Genomic DNA, 15,908 nt, shown 5'->3' on the forward strand with positions numbered 1-15,908 from the left:
TGGATCAGGCGACTGCGGCAGGCCGCACGCTTCGGGCGTCAAGGATGGCGAGCGCCTCGTCGACGGTCGCGGCAAGGGCTGCCTTTTCGGTGTTGCAGGTGCCCCAGGCCTCGATGAAGCTGCTCGTCTTGCCGTAGCTGTTGTCCAGCACGCAGTGATCGGCGCCGATCAATACGCACATGATGTGGCCGTGCATGCGGTCGGTGATGACCTGGCGCGCCGAGCCGAGCAAGGCCACGCCGCGATCGAAACGCTGCTGTGCGCGCTCGCGATAGGCAAGCTCCGTCATGCGGGCGCGTCCGCCGATCTTCCCCGACATCAGGCCCTTCAGGATCGCGGTATGCTTGGTTTGCCGCTGGAAATCGGCGGGCTCGTCCGGCCAGTCGGATTTGACGGTGCCGGGACGTCCCGTGGCAGCGGTGAGATCCTGCGGAGTTCCGACTTCCTGATCTTCGCGGAGGTTGAGCAGCAACTCGTGCTGCGGGCCCGGGCGCGCGACCGGGCCGATGCAGAAGGCCATGTCCGGGCAAAGGCGCGTTTCGCACTGGAACCAGCGGCGCGCGAATTCCAGGCTCTTCTTGTCGCGCACCAGGAGCGTGAAGTTGCCGTGCTGCTCGATGGCGCGGGCCGTGCTGTCGATATTGGCCTGCTCCTTGAAATGGATCGTCTGCGGCATCTGGACGATCGGGCGGCCCTTGAATTTTGTCAGCATGCCTTCGCGGAACTGGCGATAGCCGGCCCATATGTCGCCGAAATTGCCGCCGCCGTGCAGGAAGATGCGGCCGTTGCCAATTGTCGCGAGCATCCGCTCCTCATCGTAGGTCGGAATCTCGGTCACATAGGCCGGCCGCGTCTTGCGGCGGTCGAAATAGGCGAGCTCCCCGAGCCAGATGGCGCTGTCGCCGATATTGTAGTGGTTGGGGAAATCGAGCAGCGCGAAGCGCTCCGCCGGATCGACAAGATCGGAGAGGTTGTTTGCGATCAGACCCTGGAGGCGGTTGATGATCGTAATGTTGGTTTCCTGCATAAAAGCTCCTGTTTGCTGGCCAGGCGGCGAAGCTAGGCCTCAGCCCGTTTGCCGAACGGCAGCAGCGACTTGCCGAGTGCGATGTAGGGACGGATGGCCTTTCTGCCGAAGATCGGCAGAAAGGCCAGATAGATGACGGCACCAAGGCCGATGCTGAGGCCGAGTGACAGCCAGCGGCTTTGAAGATACCCGGCGATGTAGGGATGGGCGAACCAGACGCAGAGAGCCATGACGGCGCCGCCGCAGAAGGGAAGGGCGACCGCCTTGAATGTGCCGGCTGCATCGATCCCGGCATATCTGCTCAGCACATATTGCTGGTAAGGCATCGTCAGCCAGGCCCGCAGCACATAGCCTGCCGCCACCGCGAAGATGCCGTAGGGAACCAGCAGCCAGGTGAGGATCAGCGTCACCGCAAGCTGGAGCGCGGCGACCGAGAGGATCGATTCCGCGCGGTTAACGGCCGAGAGCGCCGAGGATGCGAAGAAGTTCGTGACGAAAGGCACGGACATCAGCACCAGCACGGTGGCGATATCGCCGGCATTGCCCCATTTGTCTCCGAAGAGCAGGGCGATCATGTCATTCGACAGCGCGCCGAAGCCGAAGAGCAACGGGATCGTGCCGAGTGCCGCGGCACCGACGATCTTGTTGTAGGCGTTGCGAAAGGCGGTGCGATCGTTCTGCAGGCGCGACAGCGTGACCAGCGAAACACTGCCGATGGGCGCCAGCACGGCCTGGCCGATCAGTTCGATCAGCCGCCAGGCGATGCGATAACGGCCGACTTCGACGGCGCCGTACCAGCGGGAGATGAAGATATCCTGCACGCGGGCAAGCAGCATCCACATGAGCTGCGTCACCACGAGGCTAACGCTGAAAAGGAAGACCGAACGGAATTTTTCGAGATTGAAGCGCAGGCGCGGCATCCACGGGTAAGACACCCAGCCGAGGACGACGGTGACGGCCGCATTGACGGCAGTCTGCGCCACCAGCGCCCAGATGCCCCAGCCGAGATAGGCGCAGATGACAGCCGTGGTGCCGGAAAGCAGGCTTGCAGTGATGCTCTGCGCTGCAAGGCTCTTGTGACCGAAGTCGCGCGCAAGCCGCGCATTGTGGATGACCGCAAGCGACGAAAGGGGCAGCAGCGGCGCGAGCCACTGCAGGATACCGGCCACCGAAGGATCGCGGACGAATTGGCCGTAAGAGGGAGCGAAGACGAAGACGAGCAACGCGACGATGGCGCTGAAGGCGACCGTTGCCCAGAAGCAGGTATCGGCAAGTTCCTCGTCGAGATCGAGCTGCCGGGTGATCGCATCACCGAGGCCGGCATAGGCAAGAACGCGGCCGATCTCGACGAAAAGGCTGGCGAGCGCGAAGGTTCCGAAATCGGCGGGCCCAAGGATGCGGGCAAGGATGACGAAGATGACGAAGGTTGCGACGGTGCTCCACGCAACGCGGATCACCGACCAGAGGACGGAGAGCGCGGTCTTCTTCTTCAGGTCGGCATGCGCAACTGCATTATCTGCCATTCAGATTCCAATCGAATGTGGCACTGCCGGCGGTGAGGATCAGCGGCGGATCGCCATTGACGTCGCGGTGCGTTTGGCGCTCCGCCAATAGGCGAGCATGCCGGTAATATTGTCGCGAAGCTGGCGGCGGTAGGTAAGCCCCATTTCCTCGCTCATTTTCCGGCCACCGATCAATTCCTTCAACGCCTGGCGGATATCCCAGCGCAGCATGCCGCGCATGTTGGAGCGCCGGTCGAACATGTATTTCGCATAGAGCGCGCCGTTGCCGAAGGCATAGCCCGCGTGCAGGTGGTGGATGTCCTCGATCTTGCGGCGGCCATGGAAATGCTTGACGACGAGATCGGGAAAATATTCGACGCGGATGCCGGCGTTGGAGGCGCGGTGAATATAATCCGTATCCTCGCCGGAGCGGAACTGCGAGCCGGCGCCGAAGAGCGGATCGAAGTGGCCGATCGTTTCGCAAAGCGCCTTCGGGAAGGCCATGTTGCAGCCGTGGATGAAGCCGCCCGCGTGAAGCTCGCTGGTCAACACGGCGGGCTCGCGTTCGGTCTTGATGGTGACGGGAAGATCGCGCGCATCGCCAAGCTCGACGCGCCCTCCGCGCATGACGATCTCGGTATCATCGGCGAAGACCGCGTCGATGGCCGTGAAGTAATCTGGGAACACTTCGCAATCGTCGTCCGTAAAGGCAAGGATACGGCCGGTGGCGGCGGCAATCCCTGTATTGCGAGCATTGGCAAGGCCGGGTAGCGTTTCGTAGATGAGATTGGTATCGATCGGCGCGGAGGCTGCCCATTTGCTGAAGATATCCGAGGTGTCGTCGCTCGACCCATTGTCCACGAAGACAAGTTCAAGGCGCAAATGGCTTGCCTGCCGCGCGGCGGTGGCGATGGCATCCAGGCAGTTCAATAGGCCATAGGCCCGATTTCTCGAAGAGATGATCAGGCTGATGTCAACAGGCCGAGGAGGCATACGTTTCCCCTTCTGTGATCAATGTCCGGGCGAAGATAGGCCGCACATCGAGGTTCGGCAAGGATTTTTTTGCAGTGCAGCAAAATAGAACAGATGCTGAAAAAATAGAAGAAATGAGGTAATTTGTTGACGAAGACCTTTTGTTTGGCGATGGATAGAAAATCCAATGAAGAAACATGTAATAATAATTTATAGTTATTGTATTTAATGACTTAATGAATAGCCACCGGCAAACTTATCTGTGTTTTGTTGTTTTTATTATGTGAATAAATTGTAATTTTATCTGAGATAAGTTAAAATAATATTTGAGTCTAAAGGGATGGAATGGTTCCGTTTTCATTGAAGCAAATGCAGAGATCAGCGAACTGAGAGATGCCGACAAGAGTTGAGCAAAAAAGCTCTACCGACAAAGATGCCAGTTGGAAACACATCTGGACTAAACTCGCTGGAGGAAGTCCGTTCGAAGAAATAATCACACTTCGGAAGTCATTCTGGAGTGCTATTGCGGGACGCTAGCTTGGCGGTCTTTCTGCAGAAGCCACTTCTGGATGATCGGCACATCGGCATCGCCGAGGTCATGGCCGCCAAAGATGACGTCCGAATCGACGGTCGCGCCGGAGGTTTTCAGCCGTGTCCGAAGCTCATTCGCATATCGGCCATAAGCGTCTGTCTTGCCGCTGATGACGAGCAGATCCGTGCCCGTAAGGTCGGCATGCGGATAGTCCGTCAGAACCGGCATGGAGCGGAGCAGCACCGCGCGGTGTATCAGGCTCGGATGCAGGTAGAGCAGCGAGTTCAGCAGATTGGCGCCGTTGGAATAGCCGACATAGACGATTTTCTTCGGGTCGAGGCCGTAGGATTTGACGGCGCTGTCGATAAAGGCGGCGAAGGCTTCCGCCTCGTTCTTGATGTCGTCCTGATCGAAGGAGAACGGCGTTATGCGCTTGTACCAGCGCGGGAAACCCTCTTCCGTCGCGCGGCCGCGCACGCCCAGCAGTGTAGCGCGCGGCGCCACTTTATGCAGCAGCGGCATCAGCGTCGTCTCGTTGCCGCCCGATCCGTGCAGCAGCACGAACACGCTGCCATCCGGATCCGGCGGCGTATAGAAACGGTGGACGAAAGGCAGATCGCGATAGTTCACGCGAGGTTCACCGGGCATGGAAAACTGCGGCAGGACGACCTTCAGGTCCTCAAGATTGGTGATCGCATCCTTTGGCGGCAGGAAGAGCTTGGAGCCGAGGGTTTCGGCCGGTTCGTCGACGGTCATGCCGGGCTTGTCCGTTGCAAGCTCGGCCAGCGTGCCACCGGGCTCGCGGGCATAGAGAGAGCGGAAATATTTGCGGTCATGCGTGCTGGTTGCCGAGGAGTTCGTCTTCTCGAGCGCTTCGTGAACCGTCGACAACTGCGCATCGTCGGTGGCGCGGAAAGCCACGTGATCGACCGTGCCTGTTCCCGGTGCACCCGACCAGAAGCCGCGGGCATTGCGGACATCGATGACGTCGCCCGACTGCGAGACGAGACGATCGATCGCGCCCTTGCTCACCTGGAAGCGATAGCCGAAGTGACTTTCGAGGAAGCTGCGGCTTTCCTCAGGCACTTCCGTCAGCATGGTCGCGCCGCGGATGCGCTGCACGGCGTGCTCCACCGGCACCGGACCGCCATGCCAGGGGGCTGCACTCTTCAGTTCCCTGTTCCCGGTAAGCTTCAGAATGATGTTGTCGGGATCCTTAAGGCGCAGCACGGTCTCGCCGAGCTCGTCTCCTGGCCCCTCCATGCGCAGACCGAAACTCATTGCCCGCGTCAGCCAATAGCCGATGCTCGTAGGATCGATGGCAAGCGCGATCTCGCTGATTTGCCCGAAGCCAGCGCGTCCGGGCGAACCATCTTCCCAGGCGAGGAAGGTGACGAGCGAACCGGGCGTGCCGGTAGCGTCGCCATAGAAGAGATGTAGCTGCGTCGCGTCCTCGAATCCGGCCGTCTGCTTGACGAGCCGCAAGCCCAGGAAGCCTGCGTAGAAATCGACGTTCGCCTGCACTTTGCGGGTAATCGCCGTGACGTGATGTATTCCAGAAACCATCGATAGCAGTCCGGATTGGATAGGAGTGGCGAGCAATGCCAGAACGAGAGCTGATGCGAAAGTCATGCTAGTGCCGTGGAAGATTGCCTTGATTGTTCTACACATAAAACGAACGAATCGCCGCGCGGTTGCAATTCCAACGTATCGACTTTCTCCAATGCCTCTTCCAGTTGCTGCAGGTTTGGCGGCTTCACCATATAAGCGAGCGCGCCAAGCTCCTTCGCTCTTTGAATATCGCCTTCGTCGCTTGACGTACTGAGGATGCAGACCGGAATCCCGCTGAGCCGCCCATCGGCTGCAAGCGCATTAAGGACCTCGAAACCGTCCATGAGCGGCATGTTGATGTCGAGCAGCATCAGGTCCATCGGCGGCTGATCCGCTATTGCGGCACGCTGCTCGAGCAGCAGCATCGCTTCACGACCGTTGTTTGCGACATGGAGATTGAAGCTGACTTTCTCGCGGCGCATGAGCTTCAGTTTCAGAAGTTGTATGTCGGCCGGGCTGTCTTCGACAAGCAGCACCTCGGCAAGCCTGCCCGCCCCCTCCGTCGCCTGATCGGAATGCCGGACGCTCTGGGCAGCAGGCATGGTTGCGGGCGCCGCGACGGCTGCCTGTGCAAGGGGTATTTCGAGGATGAAAATCGCGCCGCCGTCGCGTGCCTCGCACCAGATCGCACCGCCGTGCAATTGCGCGATGCGGCGGCAGATGGCCAGACCGAGGCCGGTTCCCTCGATGCCGCGGCCGACGAGCCGTTTGAACGGCTGGAAAATCAGCTCGCGATGGGCGGGATCGATGCCCGGGCCGTTGTCGCAGACGGAAAGCCGGCAAACGCCGCTATTTGCCGTCGCAGCGATCCTAATTTCCGGTGTGCGGTTTTCGCAATAGCGGATGGAATTCGAAACGAGGTTTTGCAGAAGCTGGATCAGCAGCGTCGCGTCGCCCATCACTTCGGGCAGGTCTGCCCGGCTGATCACCGCGTGACGGCTTTCGATCTGCCGATGGAGATTATCCTCCACCTGATCGAGCACCGAGACGAGCGAGACAGGCTTCAGCTCCAGCTCGCCAGAGGCCTCGAGCTTGGTGAAGCCCGAAACCTTGACGATCAGATCCTCCATGTGATCGGCAGCGCTCAGCACATAGTCGAAAAGCTCGCGATCCTCAGGCAGCAGCGATGGCGAACCGTGCAGGATCTTGCTGAACGACTTGATTGTCCTCAGCGGTTCCTTGAGGTCATGCGCCATTGCTCGGGTGAAAATTTCAAGGGATTGGCGTTTCTGCTCCAGTTTGGTCTCCAGTGCGCCGTGCATGATGGCGTTCTGAATGCAGCGGTGCAGCCCTTCTGGTGAAAGCGCATCCTTGGTCAGGTAATCGCGTGCGCCGCTCTTCATCACCTCGACGGCGACCGCCTCGTTGCCCTGGCCTGTCAGCATGACGACATTGGCGGAGGCATCGAGTTCGAGGATTTGCGCAAGCACTCCGAGGCCGTTGCGGCCGGGCAGAGAGTAGTCGAGCAGGATGCAATTCGGCCGTTTGCGGGCGATCATCGCGAGGCCCTGATCGCCGGTCTCGGCCTCTGCCAGCGTGTAGGTCGTACCCGCTATACGGCCCAGCATGCGACGGTAGAAGTCGCGGTCGTCCATATTGTCGTCGATGATCACTACCGAGCAGACTTCTGCCAATCGTCACTCCTCCAGGGGCAGTATGGCAATCTCGAACCAATATTCCTTCAGCCTTTGTATGGCTGCAAAAAGGCCGTCCAGATCGACGGGCTTTTGCACATAGGTATTGGCGCCGAGGGCATAGCACCCCTCGATGTCGCGCTCGTCGTCGGAGGTCGTCAGGATAACGACCGGTATCTTGTGCCAGTGCGTATTGGATTTGATCGCCTCCAGCGTCTTGCGGCCGTCGAGCCCCGGCATGTTGAGATCGAGCAGGATCAGACCCGGCCGCGGACGGATGGTCGCCAGCATATCGAGAGCCTCTTGTCCCGAAGCCGCCCAGTGGATCGGGTTGCGCAGGTTCGTGCGCTTGAAAGCACGCATCGTCGCTTCGAAGTCGTCCTCGCTGTCCTCAACGATGAGGATCGGTTGCGTATCACGCTGCTGCATTCTGCTCCTCGCGCTTCCGGCCCAAAGTGAAATAGAACGTCGTGCCTGCGCCAACTTCCGATTCCAGCCATATCTCGCCGTTGTGGCGAGCGATGATCTTGCGGACGAAGGTCAAACCGGCGCCCGTTCCGTCATCCGAATCCTGCGATTTTTCCAGGCGTTTGAAAATGCGGAAAATATCCTCATGGAATTCCTTGGGTATGCCTTTGCCGTTATCTTTAACGAAGAAGACGTTGCGCGCCGTCGTGCCGTCCCTGGCGACGAAGCGTTCGAGATAGCCGATACTGACGAGCGGATGAGGCTTGTCGTTGTACTTGATCGCATTGGTAATAAGGTTCCGGAAGACTTCCGTGAGCCGCAGCGCATCACAGACCACTTCCGGCAATTGGCCATCGATGACGACCTTGGCATGGCGCTCCTCCAGAAGCAGCTCCATGGTGGCGATTACATCCTTGATGACAAGATTGATGTCGGTCCGCTTCACCGCAAGCTGCTGCCGACCGATCCGCGAAAAATAGAGCAGGTCGTTGACCAGCTTCTCCATACGCTGGCTGAGCCGCACCAGGCGATTGAGGCGCCGTACGCCATCCTCGTCGAGGAGGCCTTCGTAGTCCTCCAACAGGAAGCGCGAGTGGTTGTGGAGCCCACGCAGCGGCTCCTTCAAATCATGCGATGCAATATAGGCGAACTCGTCGAGGTCGTGATTGCTACGTTCCAGATCGGCGGTATAATCCTCAAGTTGCGCCAGCGTCGTCTTCAGCCGCTCCTCCTGGGTCACGCGCTCGCTGATATCGCGCACAATTCCGACGAAGGCCTTCGTTCCGCCGCTCTTTACCTCGCTGACGGAAACATCGAGCGGAAAGGCGACGCCATTCTTGCGCTGTCCGGAAACCTTGCGCGTGGTGCCGATGACGCGCTGCTCGCCGGTTTCGGCATAGTGGCGCAGATAGCCGTCGTGCTCTGAATGATACGGTTCGGGCATCAACATCTTGACGTTCCTGCCGATCACTTCCTGCGGCGTGTAACCGAACATCTGCTCGGCCGCCGGATTGAAACTTAAGATCGTTCCCTTTTCGTCGATCGTGAGCACCGCGTCCGGCGTGCTGCGTACCAAGGCGCTGAAGCGGATGCGTTCGGTCTCGAGGTTCAACCTGTTCCGCACGTAATAAAATACGAGCAAAGCAATCAGCCAGAGCATGACGAGGGTGATCGCCCGGTTCGTAACCTCCTGCCAGAAGCCTACGTTGTCGTGGCGCACGGCGAAGAAGCCGAGCAGGACGAGGATGGTGCACACGAGGGCGAAGAGAAGCGACGCCTTCCGGTTTCTGAACCAGAGAGCGGTCAGCACCAGTGGCACGTAAAGAATGCCGTTCGCCACACCAAGCGGCGTATAGAGGTCTGCGGTAAGCCCAGTGAAGCACACGAGTGCGGGAACCCAGAGCGGTATTCGGCCACGGCTTTCGGGCTGCCGCCACCAGGCACTTGCGAGCAATCCGCCGCCGAAGAGCACCATGCCGATCGCCGTTGGCAAAGCCATCGTTGCATAAGGCCCCCAGCGATAGCCTTGTTCCGCATTCGTGATGTAGCTGGTAAGGGCGATCATGCCGAGCGTGATGACCACATAGCTCACCAATTCCTGGACGAGCGGCGCTCGCGCGACCCGCCAATTCTGAGCGGCGATCAGCGACAGATTGCCCATCAGGAAAATCACAGCCGTATTCGGTCCCATGCCGCCGCCGATCTGAGCGGCAAAATCGGGCGATATAAGAATATCGGTCAACAGCCGGTCGATGTGATGAACGGCGCGGCCGAAGATGGTGATCTCGATCAGCCGGGCAAGTGCGATGACAACGACGATCGCCGAAAGTGCAGTTGAAGGCACGGATACCAGCCGCCGGCGTGTAACGGACGTGGCAAGGGCGCCGCCAGACAGAACAAAGCAGAGTGCCGTGTTGAACGCCATCGACGGAAAATCGGGGACGACCGCAATGATGACTTCGAGCTGCAGCAGCCAGCCGGCCAGCGCGGCGAGGCCGAGAATGGCAAGCAGAGAGCCGATAGCGGCGACGGCGGAGCGATAGCGCTTCCGCTTTTTCTGCGGATCGTCCTCCAGTCCTGCCGCCGCTGCATTCCACACGTCGTCACACCTCCCCAGTCGCGTGCCAATTTTTTCCGAAAACCCGCAAGACACAATAGGAAAACGCATGGTTGCGCGACTGATTCATCGGTTGGCGGTCTGCCGCTGCTATCGATTGGAGGAAAATGCGGCTAGTGTTGCGAAAACGCACAATCGAGGAGCGTTCCGAGACCGCCGGATGCGAGCACCGATGCCAGTCATATTTTATATCGATGACAGCAGGGATGATCTTTTCTACCTCGACTATATCCGCAAGAAGGAGCGGATCTCTGTTGATCTTTTCTGTTTTGCAACGGCGGAGGCGGGTCTTGCGGCCCTGGAGCACCGATCTGCCGAGCGTGCCCAGCTTCCGGACATGCTCATCGCCGATCTCTATATGCCCCTCGATAGCGGCCTTGCGCTCATTGCGCGGCTTCGAGCGGAAGCCCGGTTCAAAACGATGCGGCTTTGTGTCTGTAGCGGATCGGATGCCGAGGAAGATCGGCAGCGCGCTCTGGTTGCGGGTGCTGATTCCTATCTTCAAAAACCCCTCGACTTTGCGGCGATTCTGCGTCCCCAAAGGTCGCGCTGAAGGGAAGACGGCGCGACAAAGCTGCAGATCCGGCCTTTGACGCTGCTGGAAACTGCGATTGACAAGGTCGTTTCAGAATTTCAAAATACACAACCATGGGGAAGAGGAGTGATTGAGCACTGAGAGAGCCGACCGACCCACATTCGCCGCCACGAATTTCAGCCAACCCCTTAGCTGGGTGGATCTATCAGCTCTCTCGCGCTTACTCCGGCACTTCTTCCGCTCTTCATGGATGGTGAACAACGGAATTGCGATACCTAGGTAAGAACTACGACTATCCTGTGTATCACTTGCGGTTGAGAGAATTGATGTCGTTTCCGCTTTCAGGATATTGGGGTCCCCATCCCTTTATCCTCCATCAATTGTCTCGAGATTCTTCTAACTTCTCGCATGCACGACGTATATCCCAAGATTTCGGGATGAAGATGACTTCCGGAGGTTCGACATAAGGATTTTGCGGGAATGACCAACGCTGCGGCGGTTCCATTTCACACAGGGCCCGAGCTCAGCCGGGCGATCAATCGCACCGACTTTTTCCGCCTCTTCAACGCGGCGGCACAGCACTATCACTTCGATAACTTTGCGCTTGCTCGGATTTCCGAGGCGAACGCGCCCTTCGGCGAGCGCGAAATCGTCATCACCAATATTGCCGAACGCAGGGTCCCGCTTTTCGTCCGGATGCTCAAGGAGGCGCTGGGCGCGCTGAAAGCAAAGACCGCGCAGTTCCTGACGACGCCGGTCTACGGCAAGAGCGGATCGATCGGGGCCGACCTCGTATTCAACGAATTCAATGGCAATGCCTTTCTGCTCATTCCTCTCTTCACGCCGGAGGGGCGGCGCTACTGCCTCGTGCTCAGCGGCATACGGTCTGAGCCCGATCAGGGAGAAATTGCCGACGTTCTGCTCGATGCCATGCGTATTTTCGACAAACTTTACGAGGAAATCTTGACGCAGGAGATGTCAGGGCGCCTGACGCAACGGGAGGCGGAAATCGTCAAATGGACCAGCGAGGGAAAGACTTCAGCCGAGATCGCGATCATTCTTGGATTGTCCGAGCACACCGTCAATTCTCATATCACGGCCGCCGCCAGGAAGCTTGATGCAGTGAACCGCGTTCATATGGTGGCGATTGCCCTCAGGAATGGTTTGGTTTCGTGACCGGGGAAAACAGCATGAGCGCCGAAGCGGTTCCGGGAGATGCCGTCAAGGTCCTGTTCGTGGATGACGAATTCGTCGAGTTCAGGTCGCTGAAGAAGAAGATTGGAAGCCTTTCCGAGCCTGCCGTCGACGTCGAATATTCGCAGTCCATCAGCGACGCGCTGGAGAAGGTCAAGGGCGGCCGGTTCGATCTCATTCTGCTCGACAACCGACTGCTGCCGAATGCCGATTTCCGCGAGACGGTGCCGGAGCTTCGCGGCATCGGCTACACAGGACCAATCGGCGTTGTTTCAACGGACATTTCGGATGGCTATTTCCAAGAGTTTCCGGACTATGGCGTCGATTTTCGTATCGGCAAGGATGAGATCGACGCGCGGACGCTGCAATATATCATCCGCGAATTCGTGAAGTACGACCTGCCCGACTTCTGGAAGGACGACTACACGATTTGATAGGGTTCAGGCGGGCAGCCGGATAGTGAAGCGGCTCCCCGTGTGGTCCGAATGGCTGAGCATCAGTTCGCCGCCAAGCGCGCTTAAGAGTTCGCGCGAAGCCGTCAGTCCCAGGCCGGGACCGGTCACGGCGTCTGGCTGGGGCAGTTTCCAGAAAGGTTCGAATATCCGCTCCTGATGGACCGGCTCGATGCCCCGCCCGTTGTCGGAAATATGGATCAGCCAATCGCTGCCGCTCCTTTCTGCCGCCAGGTCGACACGGGGATCCGCCGCACCCCGGTAAAGCAGCGCATTGCCGAGAACGTTCTTCAGCACGGTCGAGAGAAGGGCCGCATCACTGTTGAGGGTTGGAAGCGTGCCATGGCCGATACTCGCGTCATGGGCACCCATCTCGGTCTTCAATTCCGTCCAGAGACCGTCGACGAGCGGGCCGAGTTCCACCGGAGCTGGCGAAACCTGCGGCGTGCCGGCAGCAAAGCTCATCAGCGCCTTGGTGAGGCGTTGCGCAGTCTGGGCTTTCTGAAGGATCGCCCTGAGGCTTTCGAGCTGTTCGCTATCGAGCTTCTCGCCGAGCTCATCCAGGAGGATTTCCGCATACATCGCGATGTGCCGGAGCGGCGATTGAAGGTCGTGTGAAGCCGTCGCCAGAAAACGCCTTATGCGCTCCTCGCTGGTGCTCGAAACAGCAGTTGGCGTTGGACCGGATGACATTGAGACGCAACCTCCCGCTTCTTTGAAGTGAAAATAGAAAGAGGGCGCCGGTTCGGCAACCGGCGCCCTCTCGGAATGTCTGTGTCGAAGATTTATTAGCCGATCGACTTGCGCGGCTCGGTGGCTTCCGGCGGAATGATTTCCGGCTCGGCGCCAGCGGATGCCGCCACTGCCTTGGCGTGGCGGCGGCGCCAGTCGCCGAGGAAGAGCAGGATCGGCGCTGCGATGAAGACCGACGAGAGCGCGGCGACGGCAATGCCGAACACCATCGGGATCGCAAAGCTCTCGACCGCGCTGCCACCCCAGATCGCCATCGGAAGCATGGCGAGGAAGGCGGTGGCGGAGGTATAGAGGCTTCGGCCGAGCGTTTCGTTGATCGACTTGTCGATGAGTTCGCGAAGCGGCATCGACTTGTAGAGGCGCATGTTTTCACGCATGCGGTCGTAGACCACGACCTTGTCGTTCACCGAATAACCGACCAGCGTCAGAAGGGCCGCGATGGCCGTCAGGTTGAAGTCAAGCCCGGTAAGCGCGAAGAAGCCGATGGTCTTCGTCACATCGAGGATGAGGGTCGCGATGGCGCCGACCGCAAATGGCCATTCGAAGCGCGCCCAGATATAGACGAGCATCGCCAGGCTTGCGAGAACTACCGAGAGAATACCGGCGACCGCGAGCTCGCCGCTGACCTTCGGGCCAACGACTTCCGTCCGTTCGATCGTTGCCGACGGATCGACCTTGACGATCTCTGCCTTCAGCTGATTGACGGCGGTCGTCTGCGCTTCTTCGCCCCCCGGCTGGCGCTCGGCCCGGATAAGCACGTGGTTGCTGTCGCCGAAGGACTGCAGCGCCACTTCGCCGAGGCCTAGTGCATCGAGGCCTTCACGGAAGGAGGCGAGATCGGCTGGCTGTGCCGTCTTCACTTCCAACTGGATGCCGCCGCGGAAGTCGACGCCGTAGTTGAGGCCCGGCGTGATGAACAGCACGACGGAAATGATGGAAAGGGCGGCCGAAAGCGCAAGGCCGAAGAAGCGCGCTTTCATGAAGTGGATTTGCGTACCGTCCGGAACGAGGCTGATCGGAAGCAGCGGCTTGATGTTGATGACCTTCATCTTCGTGCGGCGGACGATTGCCATCATCGCGACACGGACGATGGAAACGGCGGTGAACATTGAGATCATGATGCCGAGGCCCATGGTGACGGCGAAGCCGCGAACCGGGCCGGAGCCGAACCAGAACAGCAACACGGTCGCGATCAGCGCCGTCATGTTACTGTCGACGATGGTCGAGTAGGCGCGGCTGAAGCCGGCGTCGATCGCGGCGAATGCGCCGCGGCCCTTGCGGGTTTCTTCACGGATACGCTCGTTGATGAGAACGTTCGCATCCACCGCCAGACCGATGCCGAGGACGACACCGGCAATGCCGGGCAGGGTCAGCGTCGAGCCGATCAGTGTCAGGCCGGCGAAGGTCAAAATCACGTTCAGGAACAGCGCGACGTTTGCGAGCAGACCCCAGCCGCCATAGAGGAAGAACATGAAACCGACGACCAGTGCGAAGCCGATGAGGCCGGAGGTCAGGCCCTTCTTGATGGCGTCACCGCCGAGATCGGCGCCGACGGTGCGTTCCTCGATGACGGTGAGCTTGGCGGGAAGGGCGCCGGCACGCAGCATTGCCGCAAGCGTGGTGGCGCTTTCAGCCGTGAAGCTGCCGGAGATCTGGCCGGAGCCGCCGGTGATCGGTTCGCGAATGACGGGCGCGCTCAGCACCTTGCCGTCGAGGACGATGGCGAATGGATTGCCGACATTCTGGCGGGTAATATCCGCAAAGCGGGTTGCGCCGGCGCTATCGAAGCGGAAGCTGACGATCGGCTCGCGGGTGTTCTGGTCGAAGCCGACGCGGGCGTCCGAAAGGCGGTCGCCGGAGATTTCGACGCGGTCTTCCACCGGATAGGTGTTGCCCTCCTCGTCTTTCATCATGGTCACGCCCGGTGCCGGGGCGTTGTTCGGGGCAAGCATGTGGAACGTCATCTTGGCCGTGGAGCCGAGCAGCTGGCGCAGGCGGGTCGGATCCTGCGTGCCGGGAAGCTGAACGAGGATACGGTTTGCGCCAACGCGCTGGATCGTCGGTTCGGCAACGCCGACCTGGTCGACGCGCTGGCGGATGACCTCGAGGCTCTGCTCGACGGCCGAGTTCACGTTCTGTGTGATACCGGCTTTGGAGAAGGTCATCGTGACGTTGTTCGCGCCGCTGGCAGCGATATCGAGGTCGGACTGACCGGCGGTAAGGCCGACGCCCACAGGGTTCGCCAGCGTCTGCAGATCAGTGATGGCGGCATCGCGCTGCGTCGGGTCCGTCAGCGTCACGACGATCTGGTTCTGGTTGCGGGCGACCGAGCTGGTCGCAACACCCTTTTCGCGCAGCACGCGGCGGGTATCCTGCAGGAGCGATTGCAAGCGTTCCTTCGTCAGTTCCGATTCATCGACTTCGAGAACCAGGTGGGAGCCGCCGCGGAGGTCGAGACCAAGGGAGACCTGCTCGTGAGGCAGCCAGGAAGGTACGCGGTCGAGGACGTTTTGCGGCAGGACGTTCGGCAACGCCGTGAAAATGCCGAAGAGGATGATCACCGTGTAGGTGAGCATCAGCCATGGTGAAGTGCGCATGTCGTTGTATTCCTTGAATATGCATATACCGGCGCGGTGCGCTGGCGGTCTGTCATGTGATTTTGCAAAGGCGCGATGGTCGCGATATCAAGCGGCGGGCGGGGCTCGCGGCTGATTGCCCGGCAGTGCGGCCGGACGAAGAGCAGTATCGATCGGCGGCAGAGCCGCAGGCGGGCTCCACTTTGCGAATTCGAGATGCGGCGGTACCGGCAGCGGGACAGGACCCAAATCGTGAAGCGTTTGTTTCGGCGCAACCTTACGATCGGCGGCGAGAATGCCGCGAACCGCCTCGCGCGCCGTCAGCTGGGGCGGCTGCGTTTCCTTGCCGGGCAAGATCAGCGCATTATTGACTGAGGCTGCGGGACCGAGAATGAGATTGCCGCCGATGAGAAGGCCGATATAGGCGGTAATCGCAAGGACGAGCGAAACCGCGATGCGGGCGCTCAACCGGCGTGCATCGAATCCTTCCCCGTCATTCTTTGCGATCTCGCTCTCAAATCGGCTCAAAAGCGTAA

Annotated in this window: 13 protein-coding genes; 3 read left to right on the forward strand and 10 right to left on the reverse strand. The window is 59.8% G+C overall.

Annotated features, from left to right (window positions below):
* Positions 1-4: 4 nt before the first annotated feature.
* The 7 genes from ISN39_RS01550 to ISN39_RS01580 all read right to left on the reverse strand — a co-directional run bounded on the left by ISN39_RS01550 (position 5) and on the right by ISN39_RS01580 (position 9,844).
* Complete coding sequence (locus ISN39_RS01550; RefSeq protein ID WP_194728951.1) at positions 5-1,027, reverse strand: polysaccharide pyruvyl transferase family protein; 1,023 nt, start codon at positions 1,025-1,027, stop codon at positions 5-7.
* Positions 1,028-1,059: 32 nt separating this feature from the next.
* A complete protein-coding gene (locus ISN39_RS01555) occupies positions 1,060-2,550 on the reverse strand; it encodes a lipopolysaccharide biosynthesis protein (RefSeq protein WP_039843933.1) in 1,491 nt (496 codons plus the stop codon).
* 39 nt (positions 2,551-2,589) lie between these two features.
* On the reverse strand, positions 2,590-3,522 hold the full coding sequence (locus ISN39_RS01560; protein ID WP_194728952.1) for a glycosyltransferase: 933 nt from the start codon (positions 3,520-3,522) through the stop codon (positions 2,590-2,592).
* 499 nt (positions 3,523-4,021) lie between these two features.
* Positions 4,022-5,599, reverse strand: coding sequence for a VOC family protein (locus tag ISN39_RS01565; protein WP_074070165.1), 1,578 nt, complete (start codon positions 5,597-5,599; stop codon positions 4,022-4,024).
* A 62-nt stretch (positions 5,600-5,661) separates the two neighbouring features.
* Entirely contained in the window at positions 5,662-7,278 is a 1,617-nt protein-coding gene (locus ISN39_RS01570; RefSeq protein WP_194728954.1) for a response regulator, read from the reverse strand.
* 3 nt (positions 7,279-7,281) lie between these two features.
* Positions 7,282-7,707 carry a response regulator gene (locus ISN39_RS01575; RefSeq protein WP_194728955.1) on the reverse strand — a complete coding sequence of 142 codons (426 nt, stop codon included), beginning with the start codon at positions 7,705-7,707 and terminating at the stop codon, positions 7,282-7,284.
* Positions 7,694-9,844, reverse strand: a complete 2,151-nt coding sequence (locus tag ISN39_RS01580; protein WP_246763262.1) for a PAS domain-containing sensor histidine kinase — start codon at positions 9,842-9,844, stop codon at positions 7,694-7,696. Before ISN39_RS01580 ends, ISN39_RS01575 begins: the two co-directional genes overlap by 14 nt.
* Positions 9,845-10,034: 190 nt before the next feature.
* Between ISN39_RS01580 and ISN39_RS01585 the strand changes: the two genes are divergently transcribed.
* The 3 genes from ISN39_RS01585 (at position 10,035) to ISN39_RS01595 (ending at position 12,025) form a co-directional block, all read left to right on the forward strand.
* Positions 10,035-10,415: a response regulator gene (locus ISN39_RS01585; protein ID WP_194728957.1), complete on the forward strand. Its 381-nt coding sequence runs from the start codon at positions 10,035-10,037 to the stop codon at positions 10,413-10,415.
* 462 nt (positions 10,416-10,877) lie between these two features.
* Positions 10,878-11,573, forward strand: a complete 696-nt coding sequence (locus tag ISN39_RS01590; RefSeq protein ID WP_194728958.1) for a helix-turn-helix transcriptional regulator — start codon at positions 10,878-10,880, stop codon at positions 11,571-11,573.
* A gap of 14 nt (positions 11,574-11,587) precedes the next feature.
* Positions 11,588-12,025, forward strand: a complete 438-nt coding sequence (locus ISN39_RS01595; RefSeq protein WP_022718658.1) for a response regulator — start codon at positions 11,588-11,590, stop codon at positions 12,023-12,025.
* Between the two features lie 6 nt (positions 12,026-12,031).
* Here ISN39_RS01595 and ISN39_RS01600 read toward each other — a convergent pair whose 3' ends face one another.
* The 3 genes from ISN39_RS01600 to ISN39_RS01610 all read right to left on the reverse strand — a co-directional run bounded on the left by ISN39_RS01600 (position 12,032) and on the right by ISN39_RS01610 (position 15,900).
* Positions 12,032-12,736 carry an ATP-binding protein gene (locus tag ISN39_RS01600; protein ID WP_194728959.1) on the reverse strand — a complete coding sequence of 235 codons (705 nt, stop codon included), beginning with the start codon at positions 12,734-12,736 and terminating at the stop codon, positions 12,032-12,034.
* Positions 12,737-12,831: 95 nt separating this feature from the next.
* A complete protein-coding gene (gene secD, locus ISN39_RS01605) occupies positions 12,832-15,393 on the reverse strand; it encodes a protein translocase subunit SecD (RefSeq protein WP_194728960.1) in 2,562 nt (853 codons plus the stop codon).
* 87 nt (positions 15,394-15,480) lie between these two features.
* Complete coding sequence (locus ISN39_RS01610; protein ID WP_074066657.1) at positions 15,481-15,900, reverse strand: hypothetical protein; 420 nt, start codon at positions 15,898-15,900, stop codon at positions 15,481-15,483.
* Between the last annotated feature and the right edge of the window lie 8 nt (positions 15,901-15,908).

The sequence above is a fragment of the Rhizobium sp. 007 genome (assembly GCF_015353075.1).
In the GTDB taxonomy this organism is placed as follows: domain Bacteria; phylum Pseudomonadota; class Alphaproteobacteria; order Rhizobiales; family Rhizobiaceae; genus Rhizobium.

Bases quoted from the DNA above. Each gene is read 5' to 3' on its own strand.
- ISN39_RS01555 (WP_039843933.1), bottom strand. From the start codon at position 2,550: ATGGCAGATAATGCAGTTGCGCATGCCGACCTGAAGAAGAAGACCGCG.
- ISN39_RS01585 (WP_194728957.1), top strand. From the start codon at position 10,035: ATGCCAGTCATATTTTATATCGATGACAGCAGGGATGATCTTTTCTAC.
- ISN39_RS01550 (WP_194728951.1), bottom strand. From the start codon at position 1,027: ATGCAGGAAACCAACATTACGATCATCAACCGCCTCCAGGGTCTGATC.
- ISN39_RS01600 (WP_194728959.1), bottom strand. From the start codon at position 12,736: ATGTCATCCGGTCCAACGCCAACTGCTGTTTCGAGCACCAGCGAGGAG.
- ISN39_RS01575 (WP_194728955.1), bottom strand. From the start codon at position 7,707: ATGCAGCAGCGTGATACGCAACCGATCCTCATCGTTGAGGACAGCGAG.
- ISN39_RS01595 (WP_022718658.1), top strand. From the start codon at position 11,588: ATGAGCGCCGAAGCGGTTCCGGGAGATGCCGTCAAGGTCCTGTTCGTG.
- ISN39_RS01590 (WP_194728958.1), top strand. From the start codon at position 10,878: ATGACCAACGCTGCGGCGGTTCCATTTCACACAGGGCCCGAGCTCAGC.
- secD (WP_194728960.1), bottom strand. From the start codon at position 15,393: ATGCGCACTTCACCATGGCTGATGCTCACCTACACGGTGATCATCCTC.
- ISN39_RS01565 (WP_074070165.1), bottom strand. From the start codon at position 5,599: ATGGTTTCTGGAATACATCACGTCACGGCGATTACCCGCAAAGTGCAG.
- ISN39_RS01560 (WP_194728952.1), bottom strand. From the start codon at position 3,522: ATGCCTCCTCGGCCTGTTGACATCAGCCTGATCATCTCTTCGAGAAAT.